Below are 21201 nucleotides of genomic sequence, written 5' to 3'. Positions count from 1 at the left end.
TGCCCCTTACGTCTGAGGCTCCCGGACATTTTTTCACTGCCGATTGATCGGCTAGTTGCTGCCTGAAATATAAAGCGCTCGTTGCAAAAATACAAAACATCGCAGCATGCCACACAGCAAGCATGCAAGACCCAGCGACAAAAATACAAATCAAGTCATTGATTTATATAGAAATTTACAGAAAAATACCAAAAACAAGCACTCAACCAAAAAAACAACACACCGGCAAATGTGTTGCAAAAATGATGAAAAATTGCATCATCAGCCCCTGAACCCATCAACACGAGCGAGCATGATCATGCCTCAAACACATATTTTCTGGTTCCGGCGGGACTTGCGCCTTGCTGACAATGCCGGCCTGTTCCATGCCTTGAAGTCTGGCGCGGCAGTGCGCTGTGTTTTTGTGTTTGACACCGACATCCTTGCCCCACTACCGCCGGCAGACCGGCGCATCGCCTTCATCTGGGACTGCGTGGCTGACTTGCGCCAAGGACTGCAGGCAGCCGGCAGTGATTTGCATGTGGCGCATGGCCGGGCACAGGACATCATTCCTGAGCTGGCCCGACAATGGAATGCAGGCAAGGTTTTCGCCAACCGTGATTACGAGCCCGCGGCGATACTGCGCGATGAACAGGTTGCCGCCAAGCTGGCTCAACAGTCGGGACAACTGGAGCTGTTCAAGGATCAGGTGATTTTTGAAACTGACGAGGTACTGACTACCGCTGGCCGTCCTTATACCGTGTTCACACCTTATAAGAATGCTTGGCTTAAACGGCTGGAGCCATTCTTTGTTCAGTCCTATCCCAGTCAAAACCATCTGGCGCAGCTGGATCGCTGGCAGACTGCCCCCCTCCCCGCGCTGGAGACCCTTGGCTTCACGCGGGCACACACGGCCTTGCAAGGTGGAAGTGCAGCCGCGGATCAGCTCTTTGCCGACTTTATGCTGCGTGTTAACCATTACAAGAACTGGCGCGACTATCCTGCAACAAAAGGAGTCTCTTACCTGTCGGCGCATTTGCGGTTTGGCACTATTTCCATCAGGAAACTGGCGCAATTTGCCTGGCAGCAAGAAGGAGAGGGAGCCGAATGCTGGCTGGGAGAGCTCATCTGGCGCGACTTTTATCAACAGCTGCTCTGGCACTTCCCCCAGGTAGTGGGCAACAGCTTCAAAGAAGAATACCGTCAGCTGGAATTTGAAAACTCACCAGAGTGGTTTGCTGCATGGCAGGAGGGACGCACCGGCTATCCCATCGTTGATGCCGCCATGCGGCAATTGAAGCAAACCGGCTATATGCACAACCGCCTGCGCATGATCGCAGCCAGCTTTCTGGTCAAAGACTTGCTGATCGACTGGCGCTGGGGTGAGGCCTACTTTGCCGAGACATTGCTTGACTTTGACCTCGCGGCCAACAATGGCGGCTGGCAATGGGCGGCATCGACCGGGTGCGACGCACAGCCTTACTTCCGCATTTTCAACCCGGTAACACAATCGGAAAAATTCGATCCTGAAGGCAAGTTCATCCGACGCTATGTACCGGAACTGGCATCGTTTAACAACAAGGACATTCATGCCCCCTGGTTGGCCAAAAACCCACCACTGGGTTTCCAGCTTGAACACGACTACCCTGCTCCCATTGTGGAACATGCTGTACAGCGTCAGCGCGCCTTGCTGCTATTTGGTAAAAACAAGAGCTAGATAACAACAAAGCGCCCCGTGGGGCGCTTTGTTTTGGTCATCCATGCTTATTTCTTTGCCACCGGTTTGGAGGCTTCTTTCTTGGTCGTTACCGGTTTGCCTGCTGGCGCAGCTGCCTTGGCCGGCACAGCCGCCGGAGCCGCGCTAGCTCCACTCACCGCAATATCCTTGCGCAGCTTTTCCAGGGTTTTGTCACCGATGCCAGATACCTTCTTCAAGTCATCGACCGATTTGAAAGCACCGTTCTTGGTACGGTAGTCGATGATGGCTTTGGCTTTGACTGGCCCAATGCCATTGAGGGACTCCAGCTGTTGCTGGGTAGCCGTGTTGATATTGATAGCGGCAAAGGCAGAGGCGCAGATAAACAGCAGGCCCACAATCATGGCAAACAGTTTTTTCATGAAGCAGTTCCTCATTTCAGGTGGAAGTGATGACAAAAAGAATAAGCCACTACGACAAGCTGATCAGACACGATGCAACAACAACTCCAAGACCATTTTGCTGCCGATATAAGCCAGTAGCAAAGCTGCGAAACCAGCCAGTGTCCAGCGGATCGCCACCTTGCCACGCCATCCCTTGAAGTGACGCCCCAGCAGCAGCGCCGCAAACAGCAGCCAGGAAATAACGGAAAAAACCGTCTTATGGCTCAGGGCCACCGCCTTGCCAAACACCTCTTCGGAAAAGACCACGCCAGTCAGCAGAGACACGGTGAGCAGCATGAAGCCGATGCCAATCACCTGGAACATCATTTTTTCCAGCGACAGCAGTGGTGGCAATTGCCGTACCAGAGACAACCAGCGCTTGTCATGCAATGCCTTTTCCAGGAACAGCATCAGCACCGCCAGCAAGGCGGCAATGGCAAACAGACTGTACGCCACAATGGATACCAATACATGCAGGGCAAAAGCCGGGTTGCCCAGATCATGCATGATGTGCTCGCCAGGGAAAACCAGCGCAAATCCCAGTGTCGTCATGGCCAGCGGCATCATGAACAGTTGCAAGCCCTCCACCCGATAGAAGAAGCTGCAGGTCCAGTAAATCACCAGCATCATCCACACCACCACGGACAAGGCACGGCCAACGCCCAGCGAAATCATGCTGCCTTCCGATAGCGGCGACATCACGGCATAGGCATGCAGCAGCAAGATAATGCCCAACAGGGTGTGCTCGAAACGGGGGTTGCGCGGCAAACTGGCCACACCCTTCCAGTTGCCGATAAAGTGCCAGGAAAGGCCGCCATAGGCGCAGATGAGCAGGATTGTCAGAACAAAAATAAAAGCAGTCATGGTGTTAGCGCCATCATTTGCGGGCGTCAACCCGGCAGCTCGTGGTAAAATCGACAGTTTGAAAGTCTACACCAACCTGTCCCTCGTTGGCAGACAGAAGGACTCAGCATGCTAGACAACCTGACCAACCGCCTGTCCGGCGTCATCAAGAATCTGCGCGGCAATGCCCGCCTGACCGAAAGCAATATCCAGGACGCCTTGCGCGAAGTTCGCATGGCCTTGCTGGAGGCCGACGTTGCACTCCCTGTCGTCAAATCCTTTATCGCCCAGATCAAGGAGCGCGCCCTTGGCCAGGAGGTCATGGGCAGCCTGACACCAGGCCAGGCTCTGGTTGGTGTGGTAAATGATGAACTCGTCAAATTGATGGGTGAAAAAAACGACGCCCTCAATCTGGCCGCTGTTCCGCCCGCCATTGTGCTGATGGCCGGTTTGCAGGGTGCCGGTAAAACCACCACGGTGGGCAAGCTGGCCAAACTGCTGAAAGAAACGCAGAAGAAAAAGATTCTGGTGGTATCGGCCGACGTATATCGCCCGGCCGCCATTGAGCAGTTGAAACTGCTGGCCGAGCAAGTCGGCGTTGAGTGGTTTCCCTCGGATAGCCAGCAGAAACCTGTCGAGATCGCCCGTGCCGCGGTTGATCATGCCAAGCGTCATTTCTTTGATGTGCTGATGGTCGATACAGCCGGCCGTCTGGCCATCGATGAAGCCATGATGGCTGAAATCAAGGCCGTTCACGCTGCCATCAATCCGGTGGAAACCCTGTTTGTCGTCGATGCGATGCAGGGCCAGGATGCCGTGAATACCGCCCAGGCCTTCAATGAGGCACTGCCGCTGACTGGTGTCATCCTGACCAAGATGGATGGTGATTCGCGTGGCGGTGCCGCGCTGTCAGTCCGTCACATCACGGGCAAGCCGATCAAGTTCATCGGCGTGGGAGAAAAGGTCAATGGCCTGGAGCCCTTCCACCCAGACCGGATTGCCAGCCGTATTCTCGGCATGGGCGATGTGCTGTCGCTGATTGAAGAAGTCCAAAAGGGCATCGATCAGGACGAAGCTGCAGCCATGGCGAAGAAATTGAAGTCCGGCAAGGGCTTCGATCTGGAGGATTTCAAGGCACAGATGCAGCAGATGAAAAAAATGGGCGGCATGTCCAATCTGCTGGAAAAAATGCCGGGCCAGCTGGGTCAGATGGCCAAGGGCATTCAAGGCGCTGAAGCCGAAAAATCCATGCGCCGTATCGAGGGCATCATCAATTCGATGACCATGGAAGAACGTCGCAAACCGGAACTGCTGAAAGCCAGCCGCAAACGCCGTATTGCAGCCGGCTCCGGCGTGACGGTGCAAGAGGTCAATCGTCTGCTCAACCAGTTTGAACAGACGCAAAAGATGATGAAACAGTTCTCCGCCAAGGGCGGATTGATGAAAATGATGCGTGGCATGAAGGGCATGATGCCCGGGATGTAAGCGAAACGGGTGCCAGGCACCCGTTTTTCTTGATGTGAAGGAAATGCATGCAGTTTGATGTCATCGTACTGACGAAGCAGTCCCTGCTCCAGCTGAATGAGGCCGACTGGTATAGCCGCCAGGTTCATCATGAAGATGGGCTGGTCATGTCGGCGCTGGCTGCCCAGGGCTTGCGCGTTGCTCGCAAGGCTTGGGATGACCCTGATTTCGACTGGACACAGACGCGCTGCATACTGTTTCGCACTACCTGGGACTACTTTGAGCGCTTTGCCGAGTTTGGCCCCTGGCTCCAGCAGGTCGCTCGGCAAACCACACTATTCAACAGTGCCGAGCTGATCAACTGGAATATCGACAAACATTATCTGGCAACACTGGCAAAAAAAGGCATCAACACGGTCAGCAGTCACTACATTGAGAGAGGTGATACCCGCAGCCTGGAGCAGTGCCTGCAGGATTGCGCATGGGAGCAGGCCATTCTCAAGCCGGTAGTGTCAGGCTCGGCTCGTCACACTTATCGGCTGGATGCGGCAAACAGTGCAAGGCTGGAATGTACTTTTGCCGAGCTGATCCAGCGTGAAGCCATGATGCTGCAACCGTTCCAGCAGCACATACTGAGCCAGGGGGAGTTGTCTTTGATGGTGATCGACGGGGCATTCAGCCATGCCATCCGCAAGCTGCCACAAGCAGGTGACTTCCGGGTACAGGATGACCATGGCGGCAGCGTCCACCCCCATCAGGCCACCGCCGAAGAACGCAGCCTCGCCGAAGCCACGGTGGCGGCACTGCCTTTTGATGTGCTATATGCCCGTGTTGATATGATCCGCGACAATCATGGAAAGCTGGCCTTGATGGAAGTGGAGATGATCGAACCCGAACTGTTTTTCCGCTTCAAACCGGAAGCCGCCGACAAACTGGCTGCCGGATTAGCACGCAGGCTGACACGCCAGCCTGACTGAAACCTTTTGTTTTGTACTGAAACCTGCCAGCCCGACTGGCAAACCACGCTTGGAAATACCTCGTCATGAATCTGAACCCGCTGACCGCCCTGAGCCCGCTGGATGGCCGCTACGCCGCCCAGGTTGAAGGCTTGCGCAACTTGTTCTCCGAATATGGCCTGATGAAGTTCCGTATCAAGGTTGAACTGGAATGGCTGAAAATGCTGGCTGCCGAGCCGGGCATCGAGGAAGTGAAGCCCTTCTCCGAGGCAACCATCCGCGAAATCGATGAGGTCATCAGCAACTTTACCGTACAGCACGGCGAAGAAGTAAAGGCCATCGAAGCACGCACCAATCACGATGTTAAGGCCATTGAATACTGGCTGAAAGAGCGTCTGTCGGGCAATACCGAAGTGATGGCCGCCAGCGAGTTCATCCATTTCGCCTGCACATCGGAAGACATCAACAATCTGTCGCATGCCTTGATGCTGAAAACCGCGCGTAATACCGTGGTGCTGCCGGCACTGGACGAAGTGATCCTCAAGCTGCAGCAACTGGCACACGAACTGGCCGACCTGCCGATGATGTGCCGCACCCATGGCCAACCGGCCACGCCTTCCACCATGGGCAAGGAAATGGCCAATGCCGTCTATCGCCTGAAGCGTCAGCGTGAACAGCTGGTTGCCCAGGAAATCCTTGGCAAGATCAACGGCGCAGTCGGCAATTACAACGCACATCTGGTTGCCTATCCGCAGATTGACTGGGAAAGCCTGTGCGGTCGTTTTGTGTCTGGCCTGGGCCTCACCTTCAATCCCTACACCATCCAGATCGAGCCACATGACTATATGGCCGAACTGTATCAGGTCGTGGCGCGCATCAATACCATCCTGATCGACCTGAACCGCGACATCTGGGGTTATATCTCGCTGGGCTACTTCAAGCAGAAGGTCAAGAAGGACGAAGTCGGCAGCTCGACCATGCCGCACAAAGTCAACCCGATCGACTTCGAAAACTCCGAAGGCAATCTGGGCATGGCCAATGCCATCCTGAACCATCTGGCAGAAAAGCTGCCACTGTCGCGCTGGCAGCGCGACCTGACCGACTCCACCGTGCTGCGCAATATGGGCGTCGGTTTCGGCTATACCATGCTCGGTCTGAAAGCCTGCCTGAAGGGACTGAACAAACTGGAAATCAATCCGGCCGTCATCACTGACGAACTGGGTCGTAGCTGGGAATTGCTGGCCGAACCGATCCAGACCGTGATGCGTCGCTACGGCGTGCCCAATCCCTACGAGCAGCTGAAAGAGCTGACGCGTGGCAAGGACGGCATTACCCGCGAGACACTTTCCGCCTTTATCAAGGGTCTGGAAATTCCCGAAGCAGAAAAATCGCGTCTGCTGGAACTGACCCCGATTGCTTATGTGGGCAAGGCTGCCGAATTGGCAAAACGCATTTGATCTGCATGGTCATGACAAAAGCCGCCTGCGGGCGGCTTTTTTGTTTTCGCAGAACTACAGCCCCAAAAGAATGGGCCACATCCCGAAGAATGTGGCCCTAAATAGATGACTCGAGGGAATACGTTCTGAACAGCAAACCGAACGTATATACTGCCGTGCGCCAGGCACACACAAGAAAAGACCACTCATAAGAGTGGTCTTTTCTTGAAAACTTGGTTGCGGGGGCAGGATTCGAACCTACGACCTTCGGGTTATGAGCCCGACGAGCTACCAGACTGCTCCACCCCGCGTCAGAGAAATGCATCTTACCGCACCATCCAGCCAGTGTCAAGGACCTGAACGAAAGTAGCCGCATAAATACACTCCCGCCACCTCGAAGGACCAAGCTTATTTGATATTGCTTTCCGCCTTGGCCTTGGCAATCACATCATTCATCACCTCGATCAGGCGCTCCGGTGCGGCAGGTGCCAGCGCGTATTTGCCATTGATCACAATGGTGGGCGTGCCTTCGATATTGTAGGCACGGGTGATCTGGCTGGCGCGGGCAACCTGGCTGTTGATGCCGAAGGAGTTGTAGGTCTGCATGAACTTGCTGACATTCACACCGGGCTGCTTTTTCAGCCAGTCGCTCAAGATCGCCGGTTCACCCAGGTTGATTTTCTTTTGCATGACCGCATCAAACACCGGGCTGTTCAGCTTTTCCATCGTGCCAGTGGCATTCAGCGTGGCAAACAGTCGGGCAAAGCCCTCCATCGGCTTCTGCCAGACGATCTGCTCACGGTGATAATCGACATAAGCCGGTTTTTTCTTTTCCCAGGCGCTGATCAGCGGGTCAAGATGGAAGCAATGGATGCAGGTGTAGGAGAAGAATTCGATGACTTCGACTTTCTTCGGGTTGGCCACCGGCTGCGGCTTGCTCATCAGCACGTAGTCCTTCCCCAGCTCGGATGCCGCACTGGCAGCACCACTCAGCAGCAGCAAGCCCATCATCAACCACTTTTTCATTTTTTGTCCTTTAGACGCTATGACGTTCACTCTGCCTTGACCACGGCAGCATTGATACCATCCTGCTTCAGCTGAGAGCGTATCCGGTCCACATCCTCTTGTTTGCTGAGCGGACCCACCCTGACCCGATGCACCATGCCCTTGTCAGCCAGGGACACGGACTGGATTTTGGCTTCCACGCCCAGCAAGGCCAGCTTGGCCTTGAGGTTGTCAGCCTCGTTTTCATTCTGGAAAGAACCCAGCTGCAGGTAGACCTTTTTGGCCGGAGTGGCCGCAGAAGGTTCCTTATCCTTGCCATTGGCCTTGCCATCAGCAGGAACGGCATCCACCTGTCCCGGCAGGATCTTGTAGAAGTCGAATCGCTGCTCATCCTTGCTGCTGTTGGCAGCAGGCGCAGCCGGCTTGCTTTTGGCAGCGGGCGGCGTGGCCGCAGGCGGAGGCAGCTCGACAGGCATGGGTGGCGCAGGCGCCACTTCGACCTTGGCTGGTGCCGAGGCAACTGGTGCCGCTGGCTGTACATCAGCGATCTTGGTGCCCGGTTCCAGCAATTCCGTCGACGGTGCCGACGCGGCAGCGGACGTATTCTTGTGATCCAGTTTTTCCAGATTGGAAAAGGGAGTGGCGGAACGATTCAAATACATCGCCAGGCCAACGGCGACGGCAACACCGACAATCAGGCCGATGACAATACCTGCCACCATGCCACCGCCGCCACTTTTGCTGCTGGTGCGCGCTCGTCCGGAGGACGATGAACGCGAGGAATTCTTCACATCACGATTAGCCATGTACTACTACCATTTCCATGCAGTCAATCCGCTCATTATCTATTAAAACCCGGTGAAAATATATTTCACGGCATTATAAGGTCAATCCGCTGCGTCGCAATTGGATGGCATGCAGCATATGCTGTCGCCCCAGCCGCACACTGCCCTCCATATCGGCCACGGTGCGGGCAATGCGCAGTATCCGATGATAGCTTCTGGCGGACAAGCCAAGGCGATCCAGCGCCTGCGCCAGCAGACCAAGAACCTCGGTGCTGGCATGCAGATGACGCTCCAGCTCAGCCCCAGTCAGGCGGGCATTGCAACAACCTTGTCGGTGCAACTGGCGGTCTCTTGCCTGCTGCACCCGCTGACGAATGCTGGCGCTGGCCTCGGCTGGCTGGTCACTGGTCAGCTCCGTCGCGCTGAGATTGGCCACCTGCACATGCATGTCGATGCGATCCAGCAAGGGACCGGACAATTTGCCGACATAGCGGGCAATCTGCTCCGGAGTGCAGTGGCAGCGACCGGATGGCTGTCCCAGATAGCCACAGGGGCAGGGATTCATGGCCGCGATCAGCTGAAAATCTGCCGGAAAGCTCGCTTGCCGCGCCGCACGGGAAATATGGATCACCTGTGACTCCAAAGGTTCACGCAATACTTCCAGCACTTTTCGTTCAAACTCGGGCAACTCGTCCAGAAACAGTACGCCGTGATGTGCCAGACTGATCTCGCCCGGACGGGGATCGGAACCACCGCCCACCAGGGCGACAGCCGAGGCGGTATGGTGCGGGGCACGATAAGGTCGTTGCCGCCACTGCGCCGTATGGAAGCCCTGCGACCCCAGAGATTGTATTGCTGCCGTTTCCAGCGCCTGTTGCTCATCCATGGCAGGCAGGATACCTGGCAGACGAGACGCCAGCATGGACTTGCCGGTTCCGGGCGGCCCCACCAGCAACAGGCTATGTCCGCCGGCGGCAGCGACTTCCAGGGCGTGGCGCGCGGCCAGCTGGCCCTTTACATCAGCCAGATCTGGATAAACGGGAGTGATACTGTTCTGGTTGACCAGGACCGGCTCACATGACTGCACGCCATTGAGATGGGCACAGACCTGCAACAGGCTGTCGGCTGCATAGACCTTGCCCGACATCACCAGTGCAGCTTCCCGCGCACTGTCATGCGGCAAGAAAAACATCCGGCCTGCCTGAGTGGTCTGACAGGCCATGGCCAATGCCCCCCGGATGGCTCTTAACTGTCCGCTGAGTGCCAGCTCGCCGGCAAACTCATAGTCGGCCAGCTGCGGGCACTGCAACTGGCCAGCCGCAGCCAGGATGCCAATGGCAATGGGGAGATCGAAACGGCCGGAGTCCTTGGGCAGGTCGGCCGGTGCCAGATTGACGGTAATGCGGCGAGCGGGAAACTCAAAACCGGAATTGATGATGGCCGCCCGCACGCGGTCCCGGCTCTCCTTGACCTCGGTATCCGGCAGCCCAACGATGGTGAACTGCGGCAGTCCGTTGGCGAGGTGTACTTCAACCGCGACTTCCGGTGCCTGCAGCCCCGCCAGTGCGCGGCTTGCGACAACGGCAAGCGCCATCGTCGATCAGGAGTGACCCAGTTCGGCCTGCGCTTCGGTCTTAGCTTGGGCTTCTTCTGGGAAAAGCTGGTTTTCCAGCCGGGCCAGCCGCGCTTCCAGCGCAGTCAGCTTCTCGCGGGTGCGGACCAAGACTTCTTGCTGCACATCAAACTCTTCCCGGGTCACCAGATCCATACGGGAAAAAGTCGATGCCATCATGGCCTTGATGTTCTTTTCGATATCCTTGGCCGGGCTGGCCGCAATGGTATCGCTGATCTTGGCGCTGATTTCCTCAAACAATTTCTGACTCAACATTTCAGCTCTCCTTGGACAATGGTTCGATGATCTGAGTTGAGTTTAGCAAAATCCCTCCCGCCCTGCAGTTTTGCCCTGGCGCACCAAAGCGGTGCAGTCTATTGATGATAAATGCTCTGCCATGGTGCCAATGCCGAGTTTCCTTTGGCAAATGCCAGTTGTTGCAAAGAAATTTCTTGGAAAACAGTCAGATCGCGAGCTGGCACGGTTTGTGCAATGAGCTGAATCAGCAAGGCAAATACACATCTGGGTCCATTACAAAGGAGTGAACATGAAACTGGTCACCGCCGTGATCAAGCCGTTCAAGCTTGATGAAGTACGTGAAGCACTATCCGCCATCGGCGTACAAGGCATTACCGTCACGGAAGTAAAAGGCTTTGGTCGTCAGAAAGGCCACACCGAGCTGTACCGCGGCGCCGAATACGTAGTGGACTTTCTGCCGAAGGTAAAACTGGAAATCGCCATCGATGACAGCCTGCTAGACCAGGTGGTGGAAGCGATCGAGAAATCGGCGCGCACCGGCAAAATCGGCGATGGCAAGATTTTTGTCTTCGACCTTGAACAAATCGTGCGGATCCGGACCGGGGAAACCGGTATCGACGCGGTTTAAGCCACGCTCAACAGGGGAAATGAAATGAATAAGAAACTTGCTGCATTGGGTACCAGCCTGCTGGCGCTGGCCCTTCCGGTCCTGGCAGATGCGCCGGCCGGCCCGGCCATGGCCGATTTCAAGGTCATCAATTCCGGCGATACGGCGTGGATGCTGACTTCCACCGCGCTGGTGCTGTTCATGACCATTCCGGGTCTGGCGCTGTTCTACGGTGGCATGGTCCGCAAGAAAAACGTGCTGGCCACGCTGATGCAGAGCTTTGCCATCACCGCTCTGGTCACCGTGCTGTGGGCGGTTATCGGCTACAGCCTGTCGTTTACCGTAGGCAGCCCCTATCTGGGCGATCTGAGCCGTTTCCTGCTCAGTGGCATGGACTATCTGGCTGATACCAAGAAGGTTGCAGTGCATCCTTCCGCCGGCACCATCCCGGAATCGGTGTTCATGATGTTCCAGATGACTTTCGCCATCATTACTCCGGCACTGATCACTGGCGCCTTTGCCGAACGGATGAAATTTTCCGCCCTGCTGATCTTTACCGCACTGTGGTCGCTGCTGGTGTATGTGCCGGTTGCCCACTGGGTGTGGGGTCCGGGCGGCTGGATGGCTGACAAGGGCGTGCTGGACTTCGCCGGTGGCACCGTCGTGCATATCAATGCCGGTATCGCAGGCCTGATCTGCGCCCTGGTCATGGGCAAGCGTGTGGGTTTCGGCAAGGAAGCCATGCCGCCGCACAACCTGATTCTGACCCTGATCGGTGCTTCCATGCTGTGGGTGGGCTGGTTCGGCTTCAACGCCGGTTCTGCTGGTGCTGCCGACGGTCGTGCCGGGATGGCCATGATGACCACGCAGGTTGCCACCGGTATCGCGGCGCTGGCCTGGACCTTTGCTGAATGGATTCACAAGAAAAAGCCGTCGGTGCTGGGCATTGCCTCCGGTGCGGTTGCGGGTCTGGTGGCCATCACGCCGGCTGCTGGTTTCGTGGATGTGAAAGGTGCGCTGATCATCGGTGCAGTAGCCGGTGTGGTCTGCTTCTGGGGTGCTACCGGTCTGAAACACATGATGGGCTATGACGACTCGCTGGATGCCTTTGGTGTACACGGCGTGGGCGGTATCGTGGGTGCCCTGCTGACCGGTGTATTCGCAGTCAAGAGCATTGGCGGTTCCGAAGGCAGCCTGGCGACTCAGGCCCTGGGTGTGGGAGTAACCGTGGTGTACTGCGCCATCATCACCTTCATCCTGCTCAAAGTGATTGATCTGGTGGTAGGTCTGCGTGTGGCCGAAGACGAAGAACGTGAAGGCCTGGACGTGGTTCTGCACGGCGAGCGTGTGGAATAACAGCTAACTGCTACCAATCTACTTGTTGTGGTAAGGGACTTAGGGGCGCTTCGGCGCCCTCTTTTTTTGTCTGTCATGCGGGCCATGTCCTGTTTCAGTGCAAAAAAAGCACCGGATTCTCATCCGGTGCTGTTATCTTGCCTGCGGTGGCTGGTGTTTACAGACCCGCGTCTGCGCGCAGGGCCTCGACCTTGTCAGTGCGTTCCCAGGTGAATTCCGGCTCTTCACGACCAAAGTGGCCGTAAGCAGCGGTCTTGCCGTAGATCGGGCGCAGCAGGTCCAGCATCTGGATGATGCCTTTCGGGCGCAGGTCGAAGTGCTTCTTCACCAGTTCCACGATCTTCTCGTTCGGGATCTTGTTGGTGCCAAAGGTATCCACCGCAATCGAGGTCGGTTCGGCCACGCCAATGGCGTAGGAGACCTGGATCTGGCACTGACGTGCCAGGCCGGCGGCAACGATGTTCTTGGCCACGTAACGGCCGGCATAGGCTGCCGAACGGTCGACCTTGGACGGATCCTTGCCGGAGAAGGCGCCACCACCGTGCGGGGCTGCACCGCCGTAGGTGTCGACGATGATCTTGCGGCCGGTCAGGCCGCAGTCGCCCATCGGGCCGCCAATGACGAAACGGCCGGTCGGGTTGACCAGGTACTTGGTTTCGGCAGTCAGCATTTCCGGCGGCAGTACCGGTTTGATGATGTCTTCGATGACGGCTTCGGTCAGCGTCTTGTGATCGATTTCCGGGCTGTGCTGGGTGGACAGCACCACGGTGTCGATGCGCTTGGGTAGACCGGTTTCACCGTCGTAGACGCAGGTGATCTGGCTCTTGGCATCCGGACGCAGCCACGGCAGGCGGCCATCCTTGCGCAGCTCGGCCTGGCGCTGTACCAGACGGTGTGCGTAATAGATGGGGAAAGGCATCAGCGTCGGGGTTTCGTCGCAGGCGTAGCCGAACATCAGGCCCTGGTCGCCAGCACCCTGGTTCAGGTCCAGGCCCTCACCTTCGTTGACGCCCTGGGCGATGTCTTGCGATTGCTTGTCATAGCAGGCCATGACGGCGCAGCCGTGGTAGTCGAAGCCCAGCTCGGAGTTGTCGTAGCCAATGCGCTTGATGGTTTCGCGTGCGACCTTGATGTAGTCGATATTGGCCGAGGTGGTGATCTCGCCAGCCAGGACGACCAGACCGGTATTGACCAGTGTTTCGGCAGCAACGCGAGCGTATTTGTCTTCGCGCAGGATGGCATCGAGGATGGCATCAGAGATTTGGTCGGCGACTTTGTCCGGATGGCCTTCCGATACCGACTCCGACGTAAACAGATATTCGCTCATTTGTTTGTTGATTCCCGAATAAAGCAAAACAGTGTGATGATAAAATAGGCCGCTTTACGATCACCACTGACGAAACCATGTCCAAGCTGGTCCAACTCATGTTGTCCTTGCTGGCGCGTTTGCCGCTGTCGTGGCTGCAAAGTCTCGGCGCCATACTGGGGCGGCTAACTTATCTCGCCTCCCCCCGCTATGCGCAAAGGATGAGAGATAATCTGGCGTCGAGTAAAATCTGTGAAAATTATCAGGTTTTACAAGGACTAGTCAAACAATCCGCACGAGAAACCGGCAAAGGTGCATTGGAATTGTCCATTGCCTGGTGCCGCGAGCCGGCAGACATCGCCGCGCTGGTCAAGGCATGCCATGGCTGGGAGCATGTTGAGCGCGCCTTGCAGGCTGGGCACGGCATTGTTTTTGTCACGCCGCACCTGGGCAGCTATGACATCGCCGGGCGTTATATCAGCTCGCGCCTGCCCTTTCCGTTGACGGCCATGTACCGTCCTCCCAAGCTGAGCTGGCTGGAGCCGGTGATGCAGGCTGGCCGGGCACGTGGCAAAGGCAAGACGGCGCCGGCCACCGGGGCCGGTGTGCGGATTCTGATGAAAGCCCTGAAATCGGGTGAAGCCACCATCATCCTGCCCGATCAGGTTCCCGGCAATGGCGAGGGGGTGTGGGCGCCCTTTTTTGGCAAACCAGCCTACACCATGAGCCTGGTGCCGCGTCTGGCGCAGGTGAGCGGCGTTGAGGTGTTGTTCTTTGTCGGCGAGCGTCTGCCTGGTGGCAAGGGCTTTGTCGTGCATATCGAAGCCATGCCGCAGCCTTTCAGCGGGGACAAGGAGGCCGACTGTGCCTTGCTCAACCACACGGTGGAAAACCTGATCCGCCGCTTCCCCAGCCAGTATCTGTGGAGCTATAACCGTTACAAATGTCCGGCCGGCGTTACGCCGCCGGACCATCTGCAAGGAAACCCATGAAGATTGCTTTTGCCCTGTTATGGCTGATTCGCCTGCTGCCCATGTGGGCCATTGGTCTGCTGGCGGATGCCATTGGCCTAGTCGCTTATCACTTGGCTGCAGATCGCCGCAAGGTCGGGCTGACCAATCTGCGGCTATGCTTCCCGCAGATGACGGAGGCCGAGCGGGTAAAGCTGATCAAGGCCAATTTCGGCTTCATGATCCGCCTGGCACTGGAATATGGCGTGGCCTGGTGGAGCTCGGCCGAGCGCATCCGCAAGCTGGTGACCATCAAGAATCTGCATATCGTGGAAGAGCTGCGCGCCAAGGGCGAGGATGTCATCCTGTTCTATCCACACTTTGTCGGCTTTGAAATGTGCGTGTTTGCGCTCAATCAGGTGTTGCCGCTGGTCAGTGTGTATTCACAGCAGAAAAACGACACCCTGGACGCGCAGATCTATGCAGGCCGCCAGCGCTATGACAATTGCTATATCGTGCCGCGCAACGAAGGCCTGCGCTCCATCATCAAGGCCATGCGCAAGGAGCACACGCCCTTTCTCTACCTGCCCGATCAGGACTTCGGAGCGCGCGACTCGGTCTTCGTGAAATTCTTCGACAAGGATGCCGCGACGATTACCGGCTTGTCGCGCATCAGCAAGCTGGCCAAGGCGCGCGTGGTGCCGCTGATTGCTCGCCGCGTGGGTAATCGCTTCGAGCTGGAATTCTATCCGGCATGGGAGAATTACCCGACGGAGGATGTCGTGGCCGATACCCGGCGCATGAATGCCTTTCTGGAGGAGCGCATCCGCGAGGTACCCAGCCAGTATTTCTGGCTGCACAAGCGCTTCAAGACCCGCCCGGAAGGCGAGGAGCGCATCTATTGATGTGCTGCCAGTACAGCCTTGCTTGATGAAACAGCCCGGCTTCCTGCCGGGTTTTTCTTGTCCGTCACCGAGCCATGCCCTGGCTGTCTTCCCTGGTGGTCCGCACCACAGCTGTGCGCTGGCACTGGCGACAAATCAGCGGCCCCAGCAGGCCATCCTACGCACAATAAAAAACCCGGCCTGGGCCGGGTTGTTCTGCAATAGCATTCTCGTTAACTGCTGCGTTTCTTCCAGAAGGTCTGATAGACAAAGCCCGGGAAGGCAAACACCAGAAACAGGGCTGCCGTCGTCACGTAAAACTGCCAGTGCTGCGGCTGGACCGGCATCTGCCGCGCTTCCAGAAAGCGGGCAAACACACCGACCAGCACAAACAGCACCAGCAGCTCCAGCAAGCGCCAGCCGAAGTGCTTGTTAGCCATGCGGATCACACCCCCCAGACGCTGGGTCAGGAAGGGTAGATTGGCGGCCACAAAGGCGACAATCAACAAAGTAGCAACACTGGCTTGCATGCTGGGCGCTTCCCTGTCAGATCACGGTGAGCGATTGCTTCATCGCCTGGACGCACAATTCGATCACACGTTCCGGCAGCATGCCCAGCACCAGCAATGCCACGGCATTGATGGACAGCACCAGTTTCATGTCGGCACGCATCACGATGGCCGAAGTGTCCTGGGCTTCATCAAAGTAGATGTTCTTCACGACGCGCAGGTAGTAGAAGGCGCCGATCAGCGACATCATCACGGCAATGATGGCCAGCCAGTACAGGTGAATGTCCACGATAGCCTTGATCACGGCAAACTTGGCATAGAAACCTGCCAGCGGCGGCACACCGGCCATGGAGAACATGGTCAGCAGCATCAGCAGGGCATACCAGCTGTTGCGGCTGTTCAGGCCCTTCAGATCGTCCAGGGTTTCGCATTCGAAACCGGCACGCGACAGACCCAGCAGGATGCCGAAGCTCACCATGGACATCAGCACGTAGATCAGCGAGTAGAACAGTGCAGCGGCATAGCCATCCGGCGTACCAGCCAGCAGGCCGAGCAGCAGGAAGCCCATGTGCGAGATGGTGGAGTAAGCCAGCATGCGCTTGATATTGGTCTGGGCGATGGCAGTGATGTTACCGATGGCCATCGACAGCACGGCCACCAAGGCCAGCATGGCTTGCCAGTCGGCGACCATGGCTTCCATGCCTTGCACCAGGATGCGCAGGACAAAGACAAAAGCAGCCAGTTTCGGCGCTGCGCCCACCATCAGGGTCACGGCGGTAGCCGAGCCCTGGTAGACGTCCGGCACCCACATGTGGAAGGGAACCGTGCCAAGCTTGAAGCACAGGCCAGCCACGATGAACACCAGACCGAACACCAGCAGCATGTCATTGGCGGTATGCAGCTTGATGGCCTTGGCCACCAAGGCCAGGTCCAGCGTGCCGGTGGCACCGTAGATCATGGAAATACCGTACAGCAGCAGGCCGGAAGCCAGCGCGCCCAGTACGAAGTATTTCATGGCAGCTTCGGTTGCCTTTACTTCATCACGTTGCAAGGCGATCAGCGAGTACAGCGACAGCGACAGCAGTTCCAGACCCATGTACAGCGACAGGAAATGCGAAGCCGACACCATGATGTTCATCCCGAGCAGGGCAAACAGTGCCAGGGAGAAGAACTCACCACGCAGCAGACCGCGGTCGGCAATGTACTGACGGCTGTAAACCAGCACCATGGCGGTGCTGCCATACATGGCCAGTTTGACCAGACTGGACAGCGCATCGCTGACAAACATGCCGGAGAAGGTATGTACCGGTACTGCCGAATAGCTTTGTACCTGCAATACCGCACAGCCAGCCAGCGTCAGCAAGGCCAGACCGTAATGCAGGCCGCGCTTTGCATCCGAAATGAAAGCATCGAGCATGAGGATGACCAGTATTGCCACGGACATGAACAGTTCGGGCAAGGCAGGCATCAGGTTCAGATCAGCCCAATTCATTATGTTTTCCTTATGGCCTTAGAGCTTGGTCTGCGCAACATGCGCAATCAGGTCATTCACCGACAGGTGCATCTTTTCGACGAAGCCTTGCGGGTACAGACCCATGCCCAGCACTGCAATGGCCAGCACGGCCAGCACCAGGAATTCGCGTTTGTTCACATCAGCCATTTCTTCCACATGGTGATTGCTCACCTCGCCGAAGATCACCCGCTTGTACATCCACAGGGTGTAGGCCGCGCCAAAGATCAGGGTGGTGGCAGCCAGGGCGGCATACCAGAAATTCACCTGCACCGCGCCCATGATCACCATGAACTCACCGGCAAAACCGGAAGTGGCCGGCAGACCGGAGTTGGCCATGGCAAACAACATCATGAAAGCAGCAAAGATCGGCATCTTGTTGGCCACGCCACCGTAATCGGCGATGTTGCGGCTGTGCACGCGGTCATACATCACACCGATGCAGAAGAACATGCCGGCGGAAACAAAGCCGTGCGACACCATCTGTACCAGGGCGCCTTCCACGGCCCACTGGTTCAGGTGCGAACCGGTGAACATGAACAGACCCAGGGTGACGAAGCCCATGTGGGAAATGGAGGAGTAAGCCACCAGTTTCTTCATGTCGGTCTGCACCAGTGCCACCAGACCGATGTACACCACGGCCACCAGCGACAGGGCCACCATGATCCACGACAGTTCACGTGCGGCATCCGGCAGGATAGGCAGGGCAAATCGCAGGAAACCGTAAGCACCGATCTTCAGGGTGATGGCCGCCAGCACCATGGAACCACCGGTCGGCGCTTCCACGTGGGCATCCGGCAACCAGGTATGCACCGGCCACATCGGCACCTTCACGGCAAACGACAGGAAGAAGGCGATGAACAGCAGGATCTGCACGTTCAGCGGAATCTTGGCAATCGCCTGGAAGGCTTGGATGTCGAAAGTCTTGCCAGCCTGGAAGTACAGGTAGATCAAGGCAACCAGCATCAGCAGCGAGCCGAGCAGGGTGTACAGGAAGAACTTGAAGGACGCATACACCCGGCGCGGACCACCCCAGACACCGATGATCAGGTACATCGGGATCAGCATGCCTTCAAAGAATACATAGAACAGGATGGCATCCAGTGCGGCAAAAGCACCGTTGATCAGGCCGGACATGATCAGGAAGGCGGCCATGTACTGCGCCGGACGCTTCTGGATCACCTGCCAGCCAGCCAGTACCACCATCAGGGTGGTAAAGCTGTTGAGGATCACGAACAGCATGGATATGCCGTCCACGCCCAGGTGGTACTGGATGCCAAAGGAGGCGATCCACGGCTTCACTTCCTCGAACTGCATGCCGCCGTTCAGGTTGTCGAAGCCGGTAAACAGCGGCAGCGACAGCAGGAAACCGATCAAGGCACCGGCTACGGCCAGCCAGCGGGCCAGGTTGGCCCGTTGGTCTCCTCCCGTAGCCAGCACCAGCAACCCGGCCACGATCGGGGCCCAGATCACCAGACTTAACTGATTTGTGAACATAGTCAAAACCTAAGTAGTTATTCCAATTCCAGAGGTCTGGGCCTTAGCGCAGGATGATCTGCGAGAACCACAGCGTCATCAGAGCCAGCACGCCGATAATCATGGTCATGGCGTAGCTGTAGATGAAACCGGTCTGCAGCTTGCGTACCAGCTTGGAGAAGGTTCCCACCAGCTTGGCTGCACCATTCACTACCAGGCCATCGATCAGCAGCATGTCGCCCACCTTCCAGAAGAAGGTACCCAGAGCGCGCGAGCCCTTGGCAAACACGGCGTAGTACAGCTCGTCCAGGTAGTACTTGTTTTCCAGAATCTGGTTAACGAAGCTGAACTTCTGCTTGATGGCTGCCGGGATCTGCGGCGCCTTCATATAGAAGAACCAGGCTGTCACCACACCGGCCAGCGCCAGCAGGAAAGGCAGCGAGGTAAAGGCATGCACACCCATGGCAACCGGACCATGGAATTCACGTGCCAGTTCTTCCAGAGCCGGATGAGCCTCGCCATGAATCGTAATGACACCCTTGAAGAAGGAACCATAAACCAGCGGTTCGATGGCAAAGAAACCCACCAGCACCGACGGAATGGCCAGCAGCACCAGCGGCAGGGTCACCACCCACGGCGATTCGTGCGGCTTGTCGTGCGGACCCAGACCATGGTGGTGGTCGTGATCGTCATGACCGTGGTGATGGTCGTCTTTCTTCTCCATCCAGCGTTCCTTGCCATGGAAGACCAGGAAGTACATGCGGAAGGAGTAGAAGGCGGTCACGAATACACCGGCGATCACCGCGAAGTAGGCAAAACCGGCTGCCGGCAGATGCGACAGCTGTACCGCTTCGATGATGGAGTCCTTGGAGTAGAAACCGGAGAAGAACGGCGTACCGATCAGCGCCAGCGAACCCAGCAGCGAAGTGATCCAGGTAATCGGCATGTACTTGCGCAGGCCGCCCATATTGCGCATGTCCTGGTCATGGTGCATGCCCATGATGACGGAACCGGCGCCCAGGAACAGCAGGGCCTTGAAGAAGGCGTGGGTCATCACATGGAACATGGCAACCGGGTAGGCCGAGGCACCCAGGGCAACCGTCATGTAACCCAGCTGCGACAGGGTGGAATAAGCCACCACACGCTTGATGTCGTTCTGCACGATGCCAAGGAAGCCCATGAACAAGGCGGTGATGGAACCAGCCACCAGCACCACGTTCAGCGCGGTATCCGACATTTCAAACAGCGGGCTCATGCGCGATACCATGAAGATACCGGCAGTCACCATGGTCGCCGCGTGAATCAGCGCGGAGATCGGGGTCGGGCCTTCCATCGAGTCCGGCAGCCACACGTGCAGCGGGAACTGTGCCGACTTACCCATCGCACCGATGAACAGCAGGATGCAGGTCACGGTCAGCAGCGACCACTCACAGCCCGGGATGATCTGGATGGTCTTGCTGGCCAGTGCCGGCGCTGCAGCGAATACATCGCTGTAGTTCAGCGAACCGCCAAAGTAAGCCAGTACCAGGCCGATACCCAGCAGGAAACCGAAGTCACCCACACGGTTGACCAGGAAGGCCTTGAGGTTGGCGTAGATCGCAGTCGGACGCTTGAACCAGAAGCCGATCAGCAGATAGGACACCAGACCCACTGCTTCCCAACCGAAGAACAGCTGGATGAAGTTGTTGCTCATCACCAGCATCAGCATCGAGAAGGTAAACAGCGAGATATAGCTGAAGAAGCGCTGATAGCCCGGATCTTCCTGCATATAGCCGATGGTGTAGATATGCACCATCAGCGACACAAAGGTCACCACCACCAGCATCATGGCGGTGAGCGAGTCCACCAGGAAGCCGACGGAGAACTCGTAGCCACCGACGGTCAGCCAGGTGTAGACCGGCGCGTTGAAGACTTCTGCCTGCCCGCTAAGGAAGGCATAAAGTACCTTGAAGGACAGGGCTGCCGAGACTGCCACGCCGAGAATCGTCACGACGTGGGAAGCGCGGCGGCCGATTGCCCATCCAAACAAGCCTGCGATGATGGATCCCACCAGAGGTGAGAGCGCAATCAGCAGGTATAAGCTTTTCATATCCATGCTTGTGTGCTTTGTAGTTTGGTAACCGGTT

19 protein-coding genes and 1 tRNA gene are annotated in these 21201 nt (G+C 57.0%); 8 read left to right on the top strand and 12 right to left on the bottom strand.

Annotated features, from left to right (window positions below; translation table 11 throughout):
* Positions 1-298 precede the first annotated feature (298 nt).
* Positions 299-1696, top strand: coding sequence for a cryptochrome/photolyase family protein (locus DFR38_RS14750; protein ID WP_059284858.1), 1398 nt, complete (start codon positions 299-301; stop codon positions 1694-1696).
* A 47-nt stretch (positions 1697-1743) separates the two neighbouring features.
* Here DFR38_RS14750 and DFR38_RS14745 read toward each other — a convergent pair whose 3' ends face one another.
* Together DFR38_RS14745 and DFR38_RS14740 are read right to left on the bottom strand one after the other, a co-directional pair.
* Positions 1744-2097, bottom strand: a complete 354-nt coding sequence (locus DFR38_RS14745; RefSeq protein ID WP_059284841.1) for a ComEA family DNA-binding protein — start codon at positions 2095-2097, stop codon at positions 1744-1746.
* Positions 2098-2160: 63 nt separating this feature from the next.
* On the bottom strand, positions 2161-2982 hold the full coding sequence (locus tag DFR38_RS14740; RefSeq protein ID WP_059284840.1) for a cytochrome C assembly family protein: 822 nt from the start codon (positions 2980-2982) through the stop codon (positions 2161-2163).
* A 108-nt stretch (positions 2983-3090) separates the two neighbouring features.
* On the opposite strand from DFR38_RS14740, the gene ffh reads away from it, so the two are divergent.
* From ffh to purB, 3 genes are all read left to right on the top strand, one after another.
* A complete protein-coding gene (gene ffh / locus DFR38_RS14735; protein WP_059284839.1) occupies positions 3091-4446 on the top strand; it encodes a signal recognition particle protein in 1356 nt (451 codons plus the stop codon).
* Positions 4447-4493: 47 nt separating this feature from the next.
* Entirely contained in the window at positions 4494-5402 is a 909-nt protein-coding gene (locus DFR38_RS14730; protein WP_059284838.1) for an ATP-grasp domain-containing protein, read from the top strand.
* A gap of 65 nt (positions 5403-5467) precedes the next feature.
* Positions 5468-6838, top strand: a complete 1371-nt coding sequence (purB, locus tag DFR38_RS14725; RefSeq protein ID WP_059284837.1) for an adenylosuccinate lyase — start codon at positions 5468-5470, stop codon at positions 6836-6838.
* A 213-nt stretch (positions 6839-7051) separates the two neighbouring features.
* Here purB and DFR38_RS14720 read toward each other — a convergent pair.
* The 5 genes from DFR38_RS14720 to DFR38_RS14700 all read right to left on the bottom strand — a co-directional run bounded on the left by DFR38_RS14720 (position 7052) and on the right by DFR38_RS14700 (position 10495).
* A tRNA-Met gene (locus DFR38_RS14720) sits at positions 7052-7128 on the bottom strand.
* Between the two features lie 97 nt (positions 7129-7225).
* On the bottom strand, positions 7226-7843 hold the full coding sequence (locus tag DFR38_RS14715) for a thiol:disulfide interchange protein DsbA/DsbL (protein WP_110313574.1): 618 nt from the start codon (positions 7841-7843) through the stop codon (positions 7226-7228).
* 26 nt (positions 7844-7869) lie between these two features.
* The gene (locus DFR38_RS14710; protein ID WP_059284836.1) at positions 7870-8628 is read right to left on the bottom strand and encodes an SPOR domain-containing protein; all 759 of its coding nucleotides are present in this window, start codon (positions 8626-8628) and stop codon (positions 7870-7872) included.
* A 73-nt stretch (positions 8629-8701) separates the two neighbouring features.
* Positions 8702-10201 carry a YifB family Mg chelatase-like AAA ATPase gene (locus tag DFR38_RS14705; RefSeq protein WP_059284835.1) on the bottom strand — a complete coding sequence of 500 codons (1500 nt, stop codon included), beginning with the start codon at positions 10199-10201 and terminating at the stop codon, positions 8702-8704.
* 6 nt (positions 10202-10207) lie between these two features.
* Complete coding sequence (locus DFR38_RS14700) at positions 10208-10495, bottom strand: accessory factor UbiK family protein (RefSeq protein WP_059284834.1); 288 nt, start codon at positions 10493-10495, stop codon at positions 10208-10210.
* A 271-nt stretch (positions 10496-10766) separates the two neighbouring features.
* Between DFR38_RS14700 and glnK the strand changes: the two genes are divergently transcribed.
* Together glnK and DFR38_RS14690 are read left to right on the top strand one after the other, a co-directional pair.
* Positions 10767-11105 carry a P-II family nitrogen regulator gene (gene glnK / locus DFR38_RS14695; protein WP_059284833.1) on the top strand — a complete coding sequence of 113 codons (339 nt, stop codon included), beginning with the start codon at positions 10767-10769 and terminating at the stop codon, positions 11103-11105.
* Positions 11106-11129: 24 nt separating this feature from the next.
* Positions 11130-12440, top strand: a complete 1311-nt coding sequence (locus DFR38_RS14690; RefSeq protein WP_110313573.1) for an ammonium transporter — start codon at positions 11130-11132, stop codon at positions 12438-12440.
* 157 nt (positions 12441-12597) lie between these two features.
* Here DFR38_RS14690 and metK read toward each other — a convergent pair whose 3' ends face one another.
* Positions 12598-13767, bottom strand: a complete 1170-nt coding sequence (metK, locus tag DFR38_RS14685) for a methionine adenosyltransferase (protein WP_059284832.1) — start codon at positions 13765-13767, stop codon at positions 12598-12600.
* Between the two features lie 77 nt (positions 13768-13844).
* Between metK and DFR38_RS14680 the strand changes: the two genes are divergently transcribed.
* Both DFR38_RS14680 and DFR38_RS14675 read left to right on the top strand, forming a co-directional pair.
* A complete protein-coding gene (locus tag DFR38_RS14680) occupies positions 13845-14738 on the top strand; it encodes a lysophospholipid acyltransferase family protein (protein ID WP_110313572.1) in 894 nt (297 codons plus the stop codon).
* Positions 14735-15601, top strand: coding sequence for a lipid A biosynthesis lauroyl acyltransferase (locus tag DFR38_RS14675; RefSeq protein WP_059284830.1), 867 nt, complete (start codon positions 14735-14737; stop codon positions 15599-15601). The genes DFR38_RS14680 and DFR38_RS14675 overlap by 4 nt, the downstream gene beginning before the upstream one ends.
* A gap of 212 nt (positions 15602-15813) precedes the next feature.
* Here DFR38_RS14675 and DFR38_RS14670 read toward each other — a convergent pair whose 3' ends face one another.
* The 4 genes from DFR38_RS14670 to nuoL are packed head-to-tail and all read right to left on the bottom strand — an operon-like array spanning position 15814 to position 21170.
* Positions 15814-16110 carry a DUF2818 family protein gene (locus tag DFR38_RS14670; RefSeq protein WP_059284829.1) on the bottom strand — a complete coding sequence of 99 codons (297 nt, stop codon included), beginning with the start codon at positions 16108-16110 and terminating at the stop codon, positions 15814-15816.
* Positions 16111-16126: 16 nt separating this feature from the next.
* Positions 16127-17581, bottom strand: coding sequence for an NADH-quinone oxidoreductase subunit NuoN (nuoN, locus tag DFR38_RS14665; RefSeq protein WP_110313571.1), 1455 nt, complete (start codon positions 17579-17581; stop codon positions 16127-16129).
* Positions 17582-17599: 18 nt separating this feature from the next.
* Entirely contained in the window at positions 17600-19096 is a 1497-nt protein-coding gene (locus tag DFR38_RS14660; RefSeq protein WP_059284828.1) for an NADH-quinone oxidoreductase subunit M, read from the bottom strand.
* A gap of 43 nt (positions 19097-19139) precedes the next feature.
* Positions 19140-21170 (bottom strand): NADH-quinone oxidoreductase subunit L, encoded by a 2031-nt coding sequence (gene nuoL / locus DFR38_RS14655; RefSeq protein WP_059284827.1) that lies wholly within the window; start codon positions 21168-21170, stop codon positions 19140-19142.
* Positions 21171-21201: the final 31 nt, after the last annotated feature.

The sequence above is a fragment of the Aquitalea magnusonii genome (assembly GCF_003202035.1).
Lineage (GTDB): Bacteria > Pseudomonadota > Gammaproteobacteria > Burkholderiales > Chromobacteriaceae > Aquitalea > Aquitalea magnusonii.
This window is presented reverse-complemented; position numbering and strand designations above follow the sequence as displayed.

Excerpts from the sequence above, each read along its gene's own strand:
- DFR38_RS14750 (WP_059284858.1), top strand. The coding sequence starts at position 299 with ATGCCTCAAACACATATTTTCTGGTTCCGGCGGGACTTGCGCCTTGCT.
- DFR38_RS14745 (WP_059284841.1), bottom strand. The coding sequence starts at position 2,097 with ATGAAAAAACTGTTTGCCATGATTGTGGGCCTGCTGTTTATCTGCGCC.
- DFR38_RS14740 (WP_059284840.1), bottom strand. The coding sequence starts at position 2,982 with ATGACTGCTTTTATTTTTGTTCTGACAATCCTGCTCATCTGCGCCTAT.
- ffh (WP_059284839.1), top strand. The coding sequence starts at position 3,091 with ATGCTAGACAACCTGACCAACCGCCTGTCCGGCGTCATCAAGAATCTG.
- DFR38_RS14730 (WP_059284838.1), top strand. The coding sequence starts at position 4,494 with ATGCAGTTTGATGTCATCGTACTGACGAAGCAGTCCCTGCTCCAGCTG.
- purB (WP_059284837.1), top strand. The coding sequence starts at position 5,468 with ATGAATCTGAACCCGCTGACCGCCCTGAGCCCGCTGGATGGCCGCTAC.
- DFR38_RS14715 (WP_110313574.1), bottom strand. The coding sequence starts at position 7,843 with ATGAAAAAGTGGTTGATGATGGGCTTGCTGCTGCTGAGTGGTGCTGCC.
- DFR38_RS14710 (WP_059284836.1), bottom strand. The coding sequence starts at position 8,628 with ATGGCTAATCGTGATGTGAAGAATTCCTCGCGTTCATCGTCCTCCGGA.
- DFR38_RS14705 (WP_059284835.1), bottom strand. The coding sequence starts at position 10,201 with ATGGCGCTTGCCGTTGTCGCAAGCCGCGCACTGGCGGGGCTGCAGGCA.
- DFR38_RS14700 (WP_059284834.1), bottom strand. The coding sequence starts at position 10,495 with ATGTTGAGTCAGAAATTGTTTGAGGAAATCAGCGCCAAGATCAGCGAT.
- glnK (WP_059284833.1), top strand. The coding sequence starts at position 10,767 with ATGAAACTGGTCACCGCCGTGATCAAGCCGTTCAAGCTTGATGAAGTA.
- DFR38_RS14690 (WP_110313573.1), top strand. The coding sequence starts at position 11,130 with ATGAATAAGAAACTTGCTGCATTGGGTACCAGCCTGCTGGCGCTGGCC.
- metK (WP_059284832.1), bottom strand. The coding sequence starts at position 13,767 with ATGAGCGAATATCTGTTTACGTCGGAGTCGGTATCGGAAGGCCATCCG.
- DFR38_RS14680 (WP_110313572.1), top strand. The coding sequence starts at position 13,845 with ATGTCCAAGCTGGTCCAACTCATGTTGTCCTTGCTGGCGCGTTTGCCG.
- DFR38_RS14675 (WP_059284830.1), top strand. The coding sequence starts at position 14,735 with ATGAAGATTGCTTTTGCCCTGTTATGGCTGATTCGCCTGCTGCCCATG.
- DFR38_RS14670 (WP_059284829.1), bottom strand. The coding sequence starts at position 16,110 with ATGCAAGCCAGTGTTGCTACTTTGTTGATTGTCGCCTTTGTGGCCGCC.
- nuoN (WP_110313571.1), bottom strand. The coding sequence starts at position 17,581 with ATGAATTGGGCTGATCTGAACCTGATGCCTGCCTTGCCCGAACTGTTC.
- DFR38_RS14660 (WP_059284828.1), bottom strand. The coding sequence starts at position 19,096 with ATGTTCACAAATCAGTTAAGTCTGGTGATCTGGGCCCCGATCGTGGCC.
- nuoL (WP_059284827.1), bottom strand. The coding sequence starts at position 21,170 with ATGGATATGAAAAGCTTATACCTGCTGATTGCGCTCTCACCTCTGGTG.